At 67.7% G+C, this 15,237-nt stretch carries 14 protein-coding genes and 2 tRNA genes; all 16 read right to left on the bottom strand.

Going from position 1 to position 15,237, the window contains the following annotated elements; translation table 11 throughout:
• Positions 1–37 precede the first annotated feature (37 nt).
• Positions 38–1,009 carry a quinone oxidoreductase family protein gene (locus tag JJJ14_RS00075; RefSeq protein WP_201444330.1) on the bottom strand — a complete coding sequence of 324 codons (972 nt, stop codon included), beginning with the start codon at positions 1,007–1,009 and terminating at the stop codon, positions 38–40.
• Between the two features lie 136 nt (positions 1,010–1,145).
• A complete protein-coding gene (locus JJJ14_RS00070) occupies positions 1,146–1,646 on the bottom strand; it encodes a MarR family winged helix-turn-helix transcriptional regulator (RefSeq protein ID WP_201444329.1) in 501 nt (166 codons plus the stop codon).
• A gap of 1 nt (position 1,647) precedes the next feature.
• On the bottom strand, positions 1,648–1,851 hold the full coding sequence (locus JJJ14_RS00065; protein ID WP_101559330.1) for a helix-turn-helix transcriptional regulator: 204 nt from the start codon (positions 1,849–1,851) through the stop codon (positions 1,648–1,650).
• Positions 1,848–2,237, bottom strand: coding sequence for a hypothetical protein (locus JJJ14_RS00060; RefSeq protein WP_101559267.1), 390 nt, complete (start codon positions 2,235–2,237; stop codon positions 1,848–1,850). Before JJJ14_RS00060 ends, JJJ14_RS00065 begins: the two co-directional genes overlap by 4 nt.
• Complete coding sequence (locus JJJ14_RS00055; protein WP_101559266.1) at positions 2,234–2,950, bottom strand: CPBP family intramembrane glutamic endopeptidase; 717 nt, start codon at positions 2,948–2,950, stop codon at positions 2,234–2,236. Before JJJ14_RS00055 ends, JJJ14_RS00060 begins: the two co-directional genes overlap by 4 nt.
• Before the next feature lie 31 nt (positions 2,951–2,981).
• A complete protein-coding gene (locus tag JJJ14_RS00050; protein WP_201444327.1) occupies positions 2,982–3,506 on the bottom strand; it encodes an HXXEE domain-containing protein in 525 nt (174 codons plus the stop codon).
• Positions 3,507–3,603: 97 nt separating this feature from the next.
• Positions 3,604–3,679 (bottom strand) — tRNA-Ala (locus JJJ14_RS00045).
• Between the two features lie 32 nt (positions 3,680–3,711).
• Positions 3,712–3,846 (bottom strand): DLW-39 family protein, encoded by a 135-nt coding sequence (locus JJJ14_RS12535; protein WP_009396342.1) that lies wholly within the window; start codon positions 3,844–3,846, stop codon positions 3,712–3,714.
• A gap of 30 nt (positions 3,847–3,876) precedes the next feature.
• Positions 3,877–3,950: transfer RNA gene (locus JJJ14_RS00040), tRNA-Ile, on the bottom strand.
• Between the two features lie 49 nt (positions 3,951–3,999).
• The gene (locus tag JJJ14_RS00035) at positions 4,000–4,497 is read right to left on the bottom strand and encodes a DUF3566 domain-containing protein (RefSeq protein WP_075253651.1); all 498 of its coding nucleotides are present in this window, start codon (positions 4,495–4,497) and stop codon (positions 4,000–4,002) included.
• Positions 4,494–7,175, bottom strand: coding sequence for a DNA gyrase subunit A (gyrA, locus tag JJJ14_RS00030; protein ID WP_201444326.1), 2,682 nt, complete (start codon positions 7,173–7,175; stop codon positions 4,494–4,496). Before gyrA ends, JJJ14_RS00035 begins: the two co-directional genes overlap by 4 nt.
• 68 nt (positions 7,176–7,243) lie before the next feature.
• Positions 7,244–9,271 carry a DNA topoisomerase (ATP-hydrolyzing) subunit B gene (gene gyrB / locus JJJ14_RS00025; protein WP_075253653.1) on the bottom strand — a complete coding sequence of 676 codons (2,028 nt, stop codon included), beginning with the start codon at positions 9,269–9,271 and terminating at the stop codon, positions 7,244–7,246.
• A gap of 326 nt (positions 9,272–9,597) precedes the next feature.
• Positions 9,598–10,275 carry a DciA family protein gene (locus tag JJJ14_RS00020; protein ID WP_201444325.1) on the bottom strand — a complete coding sequence of 226 codons (678 nt, stop codon included), beginning with the start codon at positions 10,273–10,275 and terminating at the stop codon, positions 9,598–9,600.
• On the bottom strand, positions 10,268–11,485 hold the full coding sequence (recF, locus tag JJJ14_RS00015) for a DNA replication/repair protein RecF (protein ID WP_141405933.1): 1,218 nt from the start codon (positions 11,483–11,485) through the stop codon (positions 10,268–10,270). The genes JJJ14_RS00020 and recF overlap by 8 nt, the downstream gene beginning before the upstream one ends.
• Positions 11,486–11,498: 13 nt before the next feature.
• Positions 11,499–12,629 (bottom strand): DNA polymerase III subunit beta, encoded by a 1,131-nt coding sequence (gene dnaN / locus JJJ14_RS00010; protein WP_101588199.1) that lies wholly within the window; start codon positions 12,627–12,629, stop codon positions 11,499–11,501.
• 724 nt (positions 12,630–13,353) lie between these two features.
• Positions 13,354–15,024 (bottom strand): chromosomal replication initiator protein DnaA, encoded by a 1,671-nt coding sequence (gene dnaA / locus JJJ14_RS00005; protein ID WP_201444324.1) that lies wholly within the window; start codon positions 15,022–15,024, stop codon positions 13,354–13,356.
• Positions 15,025–15,237 lie beyond the last annotated feature (213 nt).

The following is a 15,237-nucleotide window of genomic DNA, read 5'->3' as shown; positions in this document are numbered from 1 at the left end:
GAGCTCACTGACGAATCTTGCGGACCTGGACGGGTCGTCAGTCCTGCGAGTGGGTCAGGACGATCTTGCCGGTGGTGGTTCCCGCGCGCACCGCGGCAACGGCCTGAGCGGCCTCCTGAATCGGGAGGCGGTCGGTGACGTGAACACGGAGCTCTCCGGAGGCCACGAGCTCCACCGCGCGCCTCAGGTGGCCTCCGACGAGTCTTGGGTTCGCCTGGCTGAAGGCCCCGAGGTTAAAGCCGATGACGCCAATGCCCCGCAGCCACAGCGACGTGGTGCTCACCTGCTGGTCCTGCTCCTGGGAGGCGTCCCCCAGCGCGAGGAGCCGTCCTCCCGTACGCAGCAGGTCGAGGCTGCGCAGCCGGGCCGGGCCGGCCACCGGGTCGGCGACGACGTCGAACTGGGCGGGGTCGGCCTCCGCGAGATCCTCGGTCAACCAGGCCTCGTCATAACCCAGGTCCAGGATCTCCTGGCGCTTGGCCTCGCTGCGGGTGACGCCGACAACGCGGCCCGCCCCGAGCAGTCGGGCCACCTGGCCCATCTGCGATCCGAGGCCACCGGCGGCGGCGTGGACCAGCACGCTCTCGCCGCGGCGCAGGTGGGCGATCTCCTCCAGGGCGACGAGCGCCGTCGTCGAGTTGGCCGGAACTGCGGCGGCCAGGACCGGGTCCAGGCCCGCGGGCAGAGGCGTCACGAGCTCGGCGGGAGCCACGGCGACCTGCCCGTAGCCACCACCCCCGGTGATGGTCAGAGCGACGACGGCGTCCCCGACCCGGTAGCCATCCACACCGTCCCCAAGAGCACGGACTCGGCCACTCACCTCCAGCCCGGGAGTCCAGGGCAGGTCGATGGGCACGAGGCCCTCGGTGAAGAGTGCCTCGACGTAGCCGACGCCGGCATGGTCCACATCCACGGCGATCTGACCCGGTCCGGGCTCAGGAGTGGAGGCCTCCTGGTACCGCAACCCGGACGCCGGGCCATCGAAGCTGACGATCTGCATGGCCTTCATGAGCAACACCTTCCTGTATCAGTCACCAACACAGTATCAGATACCTGATACATGACACGGAGCAGCCCCGTTGCGATTCGCTGAGCCAGTGGTGATCGTGGGCCCGAGACAGCAGTGATCGTCGATGTCTCGGCCGCTACTCGGCAATGAGGTCGTCGCGCAGAAGGGCAGTGACCCGCCCGAGCATCTCGGTGAGCTGCTGACGCTCCTTGGCGGTGAAGGACTCGGCCATACGCTGCTCGATGCGGCGTGCAACCTTGTCGGCGCGCAGTAGCAGGGCCTCACCCTCGGTCGTGAGCGAGGCGATGAGGACCTTGGCGTGGGAGGAGGAGGGGTGACGGGTGACGAGTCGTTTCTGCTCCAGTTTGGCGATGACGGTGGCCATCGTCTGCGGAGTGACCGCGGCAGCCCTGGCCAGCTGGGCCGAGGACTGCTCGGGCACGTAGTACAGGGAGAGCATGGCCGCGTACTGGGCCACGGTGAGGCCGAAGCGCCTCAGGGCCTCGGTCTTGGCGGCCATCATGGCCTGCTCGGCCGACTTGATGTGCAGGCCGAGCCGCACCCCGGTGTCCTCGACGAGCTCGCGACGTCCTCGCCTCGGGGGCGGAATGTCAACGGTGCGGCTCACGGTGCTCATCCTAGGAGGCCTTGTCATCGGGGAAGAAGATCTCCTCGATGGTCAGGCCGAAGACGCGCGCGATGGCGAAGGCCAGGGGCAGGGAGGGGTCGTAGCGACCGGCCTCCAGGGCATTGACCGTCTGGCGGGAGACACCCAGCTCCTCGGCGAGCCTGGCCTGAGTCCAGCTGCGCTGGGCGCGCAGGACCTTAAGTGCGTTCCTCACCGGTACCGCCAGGCCGTCCACAATGTTCCGACGATGAAGAACACTCCCCACACCATCACAACCCATGAGGCGCTGAGAAGAGGCAGGCCAACTTCCTCCATAAAGCCGTAGGCAATACAGGTGAGAATCGTGCCCGCCGAAGAGATGACCAGAGCATCCAGCATTTTCTTCTGCTGCATCTCATCAATCTCTTGGAACATCCTCTTCATTGCCCACGCGCACACGCAGGCTCCGATCATGGGAAGCAGCACAACAATGAATCGCCATGGCGTCCCCTCCACGGAATGGAGCCAGAATCTGTTGGCGAAAATAGCCAGAGAATAAAGCACCATGCCTATGGTGAACCGAACGAGGTAGGCGACGTGTGCTTTACGGTCACTACTCATGATACCTGCGATGCTAACAGAACCGGAAGCCCAAGACCAAGCACATCGAGACCCCAGTGAGCGACCACCAGCGGCCACAGACCGCCACGACACCGCCAACGCATGCACCCCATGAGTATCCCCACCAAGAAGGTGGTGACGAACCTGGCGAGCTGCGCCCGCGGAGTCAATGGCGTCAATGCCGTGTGCTGAAGCGCGAAGAAGAATGCGATAACGACGAGTGCCGCGTTCCTATGGCAACAAGATTCGAGAACCTCGGCTGCATACCCGCGATACAAGCCTTCTTCTGCCAGGGCGATCGTCACCGGCATGACGAGCAAAGCCCACCATCCCATCCACAAGGGAACACCATGCCATCCTCCTGAGGCGGGAGGAGGCCCCTGATACGCAACCAGATTGCCAATGAAAGTCGAGATGAAGAATCCGATGAACAGCATGATGAATGCCAGCAGTCCCCAGGCTGTGCCCAGCCGGCTGGGAGCCAGGAGATCACGCAGGCGACGATTCTTCCGAGCCAGCATCTGAGACACGACAAACAGAGTGATGACGTCAGCGATCACTACCGTCACGTTGGTCCAGAGAAGGGCCCGGTTATAGCTCCAGTCGACGAAGGGCAGAACGATACCGGTGCCAGCGAAGAGCAGGACGGTTCGCATCAGGAGAAGCACCACCACGCTGCGCCCGGTTCTTGTGACGTCAGGCAAGGAAGTCATGCCTCAAATATAAAGCAACCTTGTCATTCAGTCAAGGTTGCTTTCCATCTCGACGACGTTCCCTCGACCGCCCCGTCGTCATCAGGTAGGCACTGCCCAGGGCCGTGCCGGCGATGACCGGGAAGGCGGGGATCACCCATCGGTGGGGGCGCACCTCGACCCCATGAGCTCGCAGCGTCCGCTTCGCGAAGATCCAGAAGGGCAGGACGACCGGCAGCGCCGTCGCCACCCCCGGGGTGTAGCGCCGGGCCAGGGCCGCCGAGCCCAGGTGGCTGAAGGTGTGCATGCCGTAGCCGTAGAGCGCGGCCTGGTAGACGGGCGAGCGTCCACGGGTGCGGTAGCCGTCAATGGAAGCAACAGCCATGACGACACCCATGAGACCGATCCCCAGGTAGACGTGCTCACGCGAGCAGCCGTGACGTCGGATGTCCTCGGGCAGGAAGGGAACCTTGTCGAAAAGCGGGTGCGTCCAGCCGGGCATCGTGGCCAGCTCCTCGAGGTCATGCGCCAGCCATGAGAAGAACAGCCCTCCGGTCGCCAGTGACACCGGATCCATCACGGTCACCTCCGGCACACATTGTACCGACGAGAGAATCCCCGAGGTGGACCACCATCATGGCCCATCTCGGGGAGCGGGGAGTATGAGAAATCAGTGGTGGAGCCAACGGGACTCGAACCCGTAACCCCCTGCTTGCAAAGCAGGTGCGCTACCAATTGCGCCATGGCCCCTCGGGGAGGATGCTCACCGGTTCCGTCAGCTGCTAGTCAACGGGGTCGGTGACCTCGGCCCACGCGGCCCGCTCCATACGGGCCGCCTCGAACCTGAGCCACGCGGCATAACCCGCAGCGGCCAGGAACGAAAAGACCGCGGCTGATACGACTGCACGGTTCCTCATGAAACCTCCTCATCGTCTCACCGCGGACGGTGGGCCTAGCTGGACTCGAACCAGCGACCTCATCCTTATCAGGGATGCGCTCTAACCAACTGAGCTATAGGCCCTTGCGACCGGAGAAGATTAACCTGTCCGGCTATCGCAGACCAAATCCGATCACTCGTCCGCAAGCGTGAGATGGATCCCACCGACGAGGGTGGCAGTGATGTTGTAGAGAAAGGCGCCCAGCGTGGTCAGGGCGGTCATCAGCACGATATCCACCACGGCGACAATCGTGGAGACAGCCAGGGCCCGCGGCAGCTCGAGGTAGGCCACGATCGCGGAGAAGGTGTTGGAGCGCTCACCGGCGACCGTCTTGACGAGCTCCTCGATGGTGGAGAACACATGCATGGCGTCGAGCATGAACCACACGACCGCCGTGGCGACGATGAGCATGATGCCCGCGGCGAAGCTGAGCAGGAAGCTCGCCTTCATCACTGACCAGGGGTCGACCCGGGTCAGGGCCAGACGCACACGGCGCGGCCCGGCGATGGTCTTCTTGCTCTTCTTGCTCTTGCCGCCCGACGCGCTGCCGGAGGCATCCGCGCCACCCACAATGGATGCGGCACCTGCGGACTGCCCACCGTCAGGGGACATGGAAACCGGCTGGCTCATGCTTCGACCTCACTCTCGTTGTCTTCCAACGCTACCGTGTCCGCCGCTGAGTCCGCAGGAGAGTCGCCAGTGTCACCTTCCGGGGCCTGGAGAGCCTGGGCCTGGTCGGTGGAGTCCGCAGAGTCGGCACTCGGGGCGCTATCGGCGGCATCGACCGCCTCCTCCATGTCCCGCTCAGTGTTGCGGGCCACCGCGATGATGCGGTCTCCGGCGTCGGGCTTGGCGAAAGTCACGCCCTGCGTGGTCCGACCGGTCCGCGAGACCTCGACGACGGCGGAGCGGACCACCTTGCCCGAGGCCATGATGCACAGGACCTCGTCACCGGAGTCGGTCACCAAGGCGCCCACGAGGTTGCCTCGGGCCTCGACGAGGTTGGCGACCTTGACACCCAGGCCGCCACGGCCCTTGACGGGGTAGTCGACGACGTTGGTGCGCTTGGCGTAGCCGCCCTCGGTGACGACGAACAGGTCCGCGTCCTGCCAGGAGGGGTCGACGACGTCCATGGCCAGCAGGTAGTCGTCCTCACGGAAGCGCATGCCGGTGACGCCGCTGGTGGCCCGGCCCGTGGGGCGCAGGGTGTCGTCATCGGCGTGGAAGCGCAGCGACTGGCCGGCGCGGGAGACCAGCAGGAGGTCCTGCCCGCTGCTCAGGAGGCGGGCGGAGACGAGCTCGTCGTAGTTGCCCTCCTCGTCCTGGCGCAGGTTGATGGCGATGACGCCGCCGGAGCGGTTGGAGTTGTACTCGCTCAGGCGGGTCTTCTTCACCAGGCCGCGGCGAGTGGCCAGGACCAGGTAGTCGGCCTGGTCGTAGTCCTGGAGCTCCATGACCTGGGCGATCTCCTCGCCGGGCTGGAAGGCCAGGAGGTTGGCCACGTGCTGACCCTTGGAGTCGCGCCCGCCCTCGGGCAGCTCGTAGCCCTTGGCGCGGTAGACGCGTCCGTAGTTGGTGAAGAACAGCAGCCAGCGGTGCGTCGTGGTGACGAAGAAGTGGTCGACGACGTCGTCCTCGCGCAGCGTGGCTCCGCGGATGCCCTTGCCGCCGCGGTGCTGGGAGCGGTAGGAGTCGGTGCGGGTGCGCTTGGCATAGCCGGAGCGGGTGATGGTGACGACCACGTCCTCCTCGGGGATGAGGTCCTCCATGCTCATCTCGCCGTCGAAGGGCACGATCCGGGTGCGGCGCTCGTCGCCGTACTTCTCGACGATCTCGGCCAGCTCGTCGGAGACGATGCCCCGCTGGCGCTCCGGGGAAGCGATGATCTCGCGCAAATCCTTGACCCGGGCGCGCAGCTCCTCGGACTCCTCCTGGATCTTGAGCCGCTCCAGGGCGGCCAGACGGCGCAGCTGGAGGGAGAGGATGGCCTCGGCCTGGGCCTCGTCGACGTCCAGCAGGCCCATGAGGCCGGTGCGGGCCTCCTCGGTGGTGGGCGAGCGCCGGATGAGGGCGATGACGGCGTCGAGGGCGTCAATGGCCTTGAGCAGGCCCTCGAGGATGTGGAGGCGCTCCTCGGCCTTGCGCAGGCGGAAGCGGGAGCGGCGCACGATGACGTCGATCTGGTGGGCGACCCAGTGGCGCACGAAGCCGTCCAGGCTCAGGGTGCGCGGCACCCCGTCGACCAGGGCGAGCATGTTGGCCGGGAAGTTGTCCTGGAGCTGAGTGCGCTTGTAGAGGTTGTTGAGGACCACCTTGGCGACGGCGTCGCGCTTGAGGACGATCACCAGTCGCTGACCGGTGCGCCCAGAGGTCTCGTCACGGATGTCGGCGATGCCGGTGACCTGGCCGTCGCGCACGAGCTGGGCGATCTTGTCAGCCAGGTTGTCGGGGTTGACCTGGTAGGGCAGCTCAGTGACCACCAGGCACTGGCGGCCCTGGATCTCCTCGACGTTGACCACGGCCCGCTGGGTGATGGATCCGCGGCCGGTACGGTAGGCGTCCTCGATGCCCCGCCGGCCCAGGATCGTGGCGCCGGTGGGGAAGTCAGGTCCGGGGATCCGCTCGATGAGGGCGTCGAGCAGCTCCTCACGCGAGGCGTCAGGGTGCTCGAGATACCACTGGGCTCCGCGGGCGACCTCGCGCAGGTTGTGCGGCGGGATGCGGGTGGCCATGCCGACGGCGATACCCTCGGAGCCGTTGACCAGGAGGTTGGGGAACCTCGACGGCAGGATGACCGGCTCCTGGTTGCGTCCATCGTAGTTGTCCTGGAAGTCGACGCTGTCCTCGTCGATGTCCCGGAGCATCTCCATGGCCAGGGGCGCCATCTTGCACTCGGTGTACCGGGGGGCGGCGGGCCCCAGGTTGCCGGGGGTGCCGAAGTTCCCCTGGCCGGCCACCAGCGGGTAGCGCAGCGACCACCACTGGACCAGGCGGGCCAGGGCATCGTAGATGGCGCTGTCGCCGTGGGGGTGGTAGGTCCCCATGACGTCGCCGACGATGCGCGAGGACTTGGAGAAGGAGGCGGTGGGGCGGTAGCCGCCGTCGTACATGGCGTACAGGACGCGGCGGTGGACCGGCTTGAGCCCGTCGCGCACGTCGGGCAGGGCCCGGCCCACGATGACGCTCATCGCGTAGTCGAGGTAGGAGCGCTGCATCTCCATCTGGAGGTCGACCGGCTGGATGCGCTCGGGGGCGGGTGCGTTCGTTGCTCCCTCGTCGCCGATGATCTCTTCAACTTCGTCGCTCACAGGATTCCTTCGTGTTCAGAGGAGGTCGCCGGCCACGGGCCGGCGCTTCACGTGTGGCTCGGTGCCGCTCAGATGTCCAGGAAGCGGACGTCGGAGGCGTTGCGCTGGATGAAGGAGCGCCGCTGCTCGACGTCGTCGCCCATGAGGATCGCGAAGGTCTCGTCGGCATCGGCCGCCTCATCGAGCGTGACCTGCTTGAGGATCCGGGTGGTGGGGTCCATGGTCGTCTCCCACAGCTCGTGGTCGTTCATCTCGCCCAGACCCTTGTAGCGCTGGATCCCGCCGTCCTTGGGGAGGCGGCGGCCCTTCTCCTGTCCGGCGGCCAGGAGCTTGTCGCGCTCGGCGTCGGAGTAGGCGAACTCGTGCTCGGCGTTGGACCACTTGAGCCGGTAGAGCGGCGGCATGGCGATGTAGGTGTGGCCGTGCTCGATGAGCGGGCGCATGTAGCGGAACAGGAGGGTCAGCAGGAGGGTGGCGATGTGCTGGCCGTCGACGTCGGCGTCGGCCATGATGACGATCTTGCCGTAGCGCAGCTTGGCGATGTCGAAGTCCTCGCCGATTCCGGTACCGAAGGCGGTGATGAGGCTGCGGATCGTGTCGGAGGACAGGGCCCGGTCCAGGCGCGCCTTCTCCACGTTGAGGATCTTGCCGCGGATCGGCATGATCGCCTGGTGCTCGGGGTCGCGGCCGCCGACGGCGGAGCCACCGGCGGAGTCTCCCTCAACGATGAAGATCTCGGAGTCCGCGGCGTTCTTCGAGGAGCAGTCGCGCAGCTTACCGGGCATGGAGGCCGACTCCAGGACGCCCTTACGGCGGGTGGCCTCGCGGGCCTTGCGGGCGGCCAGGCGCGCGGCGGCGGCCTGGGAGGCCTTGGTGATGATGGCGCGGGCGTCACCGGGGTGGGAGTCCAGCCAGTCGCCGAGCTGGGCGTAGACCGTCTGCTGGACGAAGGTGCGCGCCTCGGTGTTGCCGAGCTTGGTCTTGGTCTGGCCCTCGAACTGCGGCTCGGAGAGCTTGACGGAGATGACGGCGGTCAGCCCCTCACGGATGTCGTCACCGGTGAGGTTGTCGTCGCGCTCCTTGAGCAGGCCCTTGTCCCGGGCGTACTTGTTGACCAGGGTGGTCAGGGCCGTGCGGAAGCCCTCCTCGTGGGTGCCGCCCTCGGTGGTGTTGATCGTGTTGGCGTAGGTGTGGACCGACTCGGAGTAGGCGCTGGTCCACTGCATGGCGATCTCCAGGCTGATGGAGTGGTTCTCGCCCAGGGACTGCTCGGCCTCGAAGTCGATGATCTCGGGGTGGATGAGCTCGGCCTTCTTGGACTTGTTGAGGAAGGCGACGTAGTCGCGCAGGCCGTGCTCATAGCAGTAGGAGTCGGTGCGGAAGCCGACCTCGGGGGCGTCGGGGGCCGAGTCGTCCCCGGCGATCTCGTCGCCGGCGTCCTGGACGCCGAGGCGCTCATCGGTCAGGGTGATGCGCAGGCCCTTGTTGAGGAAGGCCATCTGCTGGAAGCGACGGCGCAGCGTCTCGTAGTCGAAGTCGACCGTCTCGAAGATGGTCGGGTCCGGGTAGAAGGTCTGGGTGGTGCCGGTGGACTCGGTGGCCTCGCCCTTGACGAGCTCGGTGATGGGGCGGCCGCCGTCGGCGAAGGACATGCGCCACACGAAACCCTGCCGGCGGACCTCGGTGTCCACCCGGGTGGACAGGGCGTTGACCACGGAGATGCCCACACCGTGCAGGCCACCGGAGACGGCGTAGCCACCGCCCCCGAACTTGCCGCCGGCGTGCAGGATCGTCATGACAACCTCGACGGTGGGCTTGTGCTCGGTGGGGTGCTCGTCGACCGGGATGCCGCGACCGTTGTCGCTGACGCGCACGCCGCCGTCGGCCAGGATGGTGACCTCGATGTGGTCGCAGTAGCCGGCCAGGGCCTCGTCGACGGAGTTGTCGACGACCTCGTAGACGAGGTGGTGCAGACCCCGCTCACCGGTGGAACCGATGTACATGCCGGGGCGCTTCCGGACCGCTTCGAGCCCTTCGAGGACGGTGATGTCCGAGGCTCCGTAATCGTGATTCACAGTGGCGTCCTGGTCAGACACGTGTCAGTTGCTCCTCAATCTGTGCGCATCGGGACCTCAGTGGTCCGATGTCTCCGTCCGGCCCCTTCACACGACGATCCTGAGGAGGATCGTGCGCACACGTAGGTGGGTACATCAGGACGGTCCTGGGCGCACCTTGGGCGGTTTCACCGCATTCTAGCGTAGATGGGCCCGTGAACCGCGGCACCGTGAGCAGCTGGGGGCGTGCCCGTGGTCACCTCTGTCTCGCGTGGATCACCGCATCGCCCGGCGCCTGGCTCCAGCTCCGTGTCTTTGCGACGACGACGGCCGCGGCCGGTGCGTTGCCAATGATACCCGCACTCCCACTATCCGTAGGTATCGCGCGGACCACGGGTGCCGCGCAGGCCGACTCCGCGGCGCTTCCAGGTCGGGCCGGCCGGCCCCAGGATCCGCAGCTCCACCGCGTCGCCAGTGCTGATCCCTCCGGCCTGGCGGCCGCCGGGACCCGAGCGCAGGGCCTCGACGATCCTGGCCTCGATGGTGGGCTGGAGGAGCCGCAGCTGCTGGGCCCAGCTCGAGGACGAGGCGCGCAGGGTGATGCGCCCGGCGTCGAAGGACTCGATGGTGCAGTGCTCGGCGACCTGGTCACCCACGATGGTTCGCCACCGGGCGACGACGCCGGCCACCGCGAGCTTTCCCGCCCAGCCGTTGTCGGCCACCATGCGGCGCAGCTCGCGCTGCCCGGTGCGGGGGTCGAAGGGGGTGGGGCCGGGCCGGTCGCGTCCCCGCGCCAGTCCGGGGCCGCGGTCAGCCGGGTCGTCGGGGTTCTGTCCCAGGGCCCGGGCCAGCTCGCGGCGCTGGTCCCAGGGCGCCGCCGGCTGTGCGTCCTTGGCCCCGGAACCGCCGGCCGGCTCGCGCAGCCGGCGGGCCGGCACGCGGCTGTCGCCCTTCTCCCAGGCCTGGGCGCGCTGGCGGGTCAGGGCCCGCTGCGCCAGGACGTCGGGCAGTGGGCCATCGCCGGTGGACGCGGACGGCTCAGCCACGGGTGACCTCACCGTCGGCCACGCGATACCGGGCGCCGGCGAGCTCGGCGGGGACGTCGTCGTCGACGGCGGCGGTCAGCAGGACCTGCTGGGCGCCGGCGACCATCTGGGCCAGGGCGCGACGGCGCTGCTCGTCGAGGGAGGCGAAGACGTCGTCGAGGATGAGGACCGGCTCGCCGTCCCCGCCGTAGGCGTCGATGTCAGTGCGCAGCATGTCGTAGGAGGCCAGGCGCAGTGCCAGGGCCAAGGACCACTGCTCGCCGTGGGAGGCGAATCCGCGGGCGGGCAGACCGGTCAGGAACAGACTCAGGTCGTCGCGGTGCGCCCCGACGAGGTTGGCGCCGCGGTCGATCTCGCGGGCGTGGAGCTCACCCATGGCGCTCTCCAGGCGCGCGGCCAGGGCGGTCTCATCGAGGAGCGTCTCCTCGCCGGCGAGCCAGGCCGTCTCGTCGTGGGGGTCGGGCTCCGGGACTCCCTCATGGGTCAGCAGGCTCGAGCGGTAGGCGATCTGGGCTCGGGAGCGCTGCCCACAGGTCCCGGAGACGGTCTCGTAGGCGGAGGCCACCCAGGGGCGCAGGCGCCGCACGACGTCGACCCGGGCGGCGATGAGCCGGGCGGCCGCCGCGGCGAGCTGGGCGTCCCAGACCTCCAGGGTGGAGAGCATGGAGGAGGTCGAGGAGCGGGCCGCGCGCGCAGACTTCAGGAGGCTGGCGCGCTGGGCGAGGATCTTGTCGTGCTCGGCGCGCACCCCGGCCAGGCCCGGGCGCAGCGTGACGACCAGGTCGTCGAGGAAGCCCCGGCGGACCCCGGGCTCGGCGCGCACCAGGGAGAGATCCTCGGGGGCGAAGACGACCGCGCGCAGCACCCCGAGCAGGTCGCGGGGCCGGCAGCCGCCCCGGTTGAGGCGGGCCCGGTTCGCCTTGCCGGCGATGATCTCGATCTCCAGGACGCTGGGTCTTTCCCCGTGGACGGCCCGGGCGCGCACGACGGCGCCGGCCGGCTGGGCCTGCCCCGGTGCCGCCCGTCGGACGAGGGCGGTGTCCGCGCCGATCCGGTGGGAGGAGAGGGTCGCCAGGTAGACGATGGCCTCGACCAGGTTGGTCTTGCCCTGCCCGTTGGAACCGACGAAGGCGCTGGGGCCCGGCTCCAGGGACAGCACCAGGCTGCGGTAGGAGCGGAAGTCGTCCAGGGAGAGGTCAGAGACGTACATGCCCCGTCGGGTCTCAGGCCCCGAAGCGGATCGGCATGAGCAGGTAGCGGAAGGAGGAGTCCTCGGTGCCCCCGATGGAGTCCATACCGGTGAGCACCGCGGGCTTCGAGGCGTGGGTGAAGTCGAGGCGGACGTAGGGCTGGTTGAGGGCGCCCAGGCCGTCGAGGAGGTAGCCGGGGTTGAAGGCGGTGGAGATGTCGTCGCCTTCGAGGTGGGCGACGAGCTGCTCGGTGGCCTGGGCGTCGTCGCCCTGTCCGGCGTCGAGCTCCAGGTTGCCCTGGGTGAAGGACATGTGGATGGGGGTGGAGCGGTCGGCGACGAGGCTGACGCGGCGCACGGCGGCCATGAGCTCGTCGGTGCCCACGGTGGCGTGGATCGAGGTGGACTCCGGGAAGAGGCGGCGCACCGGCGGGTAGTCGCCGTCGGTGAGCAGGGAGGTGGTGCGCCGGCCGCCGGCCTCGAAGCCGATGAGGCTGGAGGCGGCCGAATCGCTGCTGAGGGCCACGGTCACGTCTCCGGAAGAGGTCAGGGACTTGGCGACGTCGGAGAGAGTGCGGGCCTTGAGCAGAGCCGTGGTGGACAGCTCGGTGTTGGACGGCGACCAGGTCAGCTCCCGCATGGCAAGGCGGTAGCGGTCGGTGGCCATGAGGACCAGCGAGCTGCCCTCGACCTCGATCTGGACGCTGGTGAGCAGCGGCAGGGTGTCGTCGCGGGAGGCGGCGATGGAGACCTGTCCGACGGCGCGGGCCAGGTCGTGGGCGTCGATCGTGCCGGCGACGGCGGGCATGACCGGCAGCGCCGGGTAGTCGTCGGCGGCCATGGCCGCCAGGGAGAAGCGGGCCGACCCGCAGGAGACGGCGACCTTGTTGCCCTCGACCTCCAGGTCGACGGGCTTGTTCGGCAGTGCCTTGGCGATATCGGCCAGGAGGCGTCCAGAGACGAGGACGACGCCGTCCTCCTCGACGTCGGCGGCCACCTCGCAGTGGGCGGAGACCTCGTAGTCGAAGGAGGCCAGGACGAGGCTGGAGCCCTTGGCCTCAAGCCTGACTCCGGCGAGCACGGGTACCGGCGGGCGGGCGGGCACGGATCGTGCAGTCCAGGTGACGGCTTCAGCGAGGATGTCTCGGTCAACCCTGAGCTTCACGGTAGGTGCCTCCGTCAATCGTGGTCGGTCGGCCGGTAGGCGTCGTGGCACTACTGAGCCGAGAGAAATACGTGGTGCCGGCAGGTCGCCGGCGGACAGTCGTCATGGGAACGGCGTCGCTGGGAACGCAGTCCTGGGTCGAGAGTGTAGACGGTAGTCCGTGGGAGCCACCCTGTCACCAGCGATCACCCATGCTCATCCCATGAGCCTTTCCGAATGACAAGCGCCCGAGGCCTGGTCCGGTCCCGTTGGCCGATCGTGCTTCGCGATTTCTTGTCATCTAGATCTGTAGGGGTAGTAGCACGTGTGGATGCTGGGGATAACAGGATTTTTCGCCGTCATGACGCCAGTGACGCTGGGGAATGACACGTGGGTGGTTCTGGTGAGTCAGGCAACGTCTCGGTGGAGAGAGCGAATGACATCCATGTCATTCCACAGCGGGGGTGCGCTACCTCCACAGCGACACGCTCGCTCCTCCACGTGTCCTCCTCAGCACCGTCCACAGCGGGCCGGCCCGGTCACCAGGGGTGGTGCCGAGTCTTGCCGGAACGCACTGCACGAAGGTGGGCTGCTACTGGAGGAGGGTGGGGTGTACTGCGGGTAGGTGGGGCCTTCGTGCAGTACGCACAACCCTTGGCCAGTGGATCCCAGTCCTCGTGGAGTAGGTCGACTCAGGGCGGAAGCCTCGGAGCCGACGTCCCGAGGGGGAAGGTGCGTCGTCGGCTCAGGCGGGTGACTGGGCGGCCTGCTTGATGCGGCTGGTCAGCTCGGTGACCTGGTTGAAGGTGGAGCGCCGCTCAGCCATGAGGGTGCGGATCTTCTTGTCCGCGCTCATGACGGTGGTGTGGTCGCGCCCGCCGAACTCCCGCCCGATCTTGGGCAGGGAGAGGTCGGTGAGCTCGCGGCACAGGTACATGGCGATGTGGCGGGCCGAGACCATGGTGCGTGAGCGGTTGGCCGAGCACAGGTCGTCGATGGTGATGCCGAAGTAGTCGGCGGTCTGCGCCATGATGAGGGAGGTCGTGATCTCCTGGCCCTCGGGGTCGGAGATGATGTCCTTGAGGACCATCTCGGCCAGGGTCTGGTCGACGGGCTGCTTGTTGAGGGAGGCGAAGGCCGTGACCCGGATGAGGGCGCCCTCGAGCTCGCGGATGTTGGTGGTGATGCGTGAGGCGATGTACTCCAGGACGTCGAAGGGCAGGTCGAGGCCCTCGGCGGTGCCCTTGCGGGAGAGGATCGCGATGCGGGTCTCCAGGTCCGGGGGCTGGACGTCGGCCAGCAGGCCCCACTCGAAGCGGGAGCGCAGGCGCTCGTCGAGCCCGCCGAGGGCCTTGGGGGGTTGGTCGGAGGTGAGGACCACCTGCTTGCCCGAGGAGTGCAGGGAGTTGAAGGTGTGGAAGAACTCCTCGAGGGTCGATTCCTTGCCCTGGAGGAACTGGATGTCGTCGACCAGGAGAATGTCGACCTCGCGGTAGCGGCGCTTGAAGCCCTCCATGCGGCCGTCGTCCTGGTTGCCGTCGCGCACGCAGGCGATGAAGTCGGAGACGAAGACCTCGGAGTTGACGTACTTGACGCGAATCCCCGGGTTGAGGGTCTGGGCGTAGTGGCCGATGGCGTGCAGGAGGTGCGTCTTGCCCAGGCCGGAGCCGCCGTAGATGAACAGGGGGTTGTAGGCACGGGCCGGGGCCTCGGCCACGGCCAGCGCGGTGGCGTGGGCGAAGCGATTGGAGGAGCCGGTGACGTAGGTATCGAAGGTGTATCTCGGATTGAGCTGGGAGACGTCGTGGGCCGCGGTGGGCGTCAGCAGCCCGGTGGGATTCTGGGGGCCGGTGCCCCCGGGGCTGTAGGTGCCGGGAAGTCCCGACCTGCCGGGAAGGGAACCCGACATGGTCGACGGTGCGGAGGCGGCGGAGGCCTGGGAGTGAGGCATCGGTGAGGGGGAGGTCGCCGAGTAGGGCGAGGGCTTGGTGAGCTGCTCGCCGTAGGCGGGTACCGTCGGTGGAGTGGGCGCAGGCGGCACGGTGGAGGGTCCTGACGGCTGGGGCGGGACCGAGGGGGATGGGGAGGATGCCGGTGCGGGGGCGACGGTCGCCAGGTTGACGGGTTCGGGAGCCATGGGAGTCATCGGTGCGCGCGAGGCCTCCGAAGAGGTGTCGACCGTGACCTCCATGGGCATGGGGCGGCCCCAGACCTGGGTGATGGCGGCGCTGATGGGGGCACGTGCCTGCTCGACGATGTCCTTGGCGAAGGCCGATCCGACGACGAGGACGAGCGTGCCGTCGACGTCGATGAGGTGGGTCATGCGGATCATGGACATCTTGCCCTGCCCCAGCTCTCCGGAGCTGGAGAGCACCTCAAGGGCTGAGAGCCATTTGGTGTTGGCGGCGTCGGGCACGACGGACTCCTGATCGGCATGGTTGGTGAACCCGGTGACTGCAGCCCGACCGACGCCGGCCGGGGCCCTGTGTCGATGATGACAGGGTTGTGTGGAACTGGCGAACCGGAAGGTCTTGACCAGGCGTCCCATCATGCTGGTTCTCCACAGCCTTGTCCACACCTGGGGACACACCGAGCGATGGCTCACAGATAACGTTCAGAATAAACTCTG

Source organism: Actinomyces sp. HMT 175 (assembly GCF_016694895.1).
GTDB classification, from domain to species: domain Bacteria; phylum Actinomycetota; class Actinomycetes; order Actinomycetales; family Actinomycetaceae; genus Actinomyces; species Actinomyces oris.
The sequence above is the reverse complement of the archived record's forward strand: the minus strand, read 5'-3'. Positions and strand labels throughout refer to the sequence as shown.

What these genes read in the sequence shown, in the direction of transcription:
- JJJ14_RS00050 (WP_201444327.1), bottom strand. Translation starts at nt 3,506, where the DNA reads ATGGATCCGGTGTCACTGGCGACCGGAGGGCTGTTCTTCTCATGGCTG.
- JJJ14_RS00055 (WP_101559266.1), bottom strand. Translation starts at nt 2,950, where the DNA reads ATGACTTCCTTGCCTGACGTCACAAGAACCGGGCGCAGCGTGGTGGTG.
- JJJ14_RS00035 (WP_075253651.1), bottom strand. Translation starts at nt 4,497, where the DNA reads ATGAGCCAGCCGGTTTCCATGTCCCCTGACGGTGGGCAGTCCGCAGGT.
- JJJ14_RS12535 (WP_009396342.1), bottom strand. Translation starts at nt 3,846, where the DNA reads ATGAGGAACCGTGCAGTCGTATCAGCCGCGGTCTTTTCGTTCCTGGCC.
- JJJ14_RS00070 (WP_201444329.1), bottom strand. Translation starts at nt 1,646, where the DNA reads ATGAGCACCGTGAGCCGCACCGTTGACATTCCGCCCCCGAGGCGAGGA.
- JJJ14_RS00075 (WP_201444330.1), bottom strand. Translation starts at nt 1,009, where the DNA reads ATGAAGGCCATGCAGATCGTCAGCTTCGATGGCCCGGCGTCCGGGTTG.
- JJJ14_RS00060 (WP_101559267.1), bottom strand. Translation starts at nt 2,237, where the DNA reads ATGAGTAGTGACCGTAAAGCACACGTCGCCTACCTCGTTCGGTTCACC.
- recF (WP_141405933.1), bottom strand. Translation starts at nt 11,485, where the DNA reads ATGTACGTCTCTGACCTCTCCCTGGACGACTTCCGCTCCTACCGCAGC.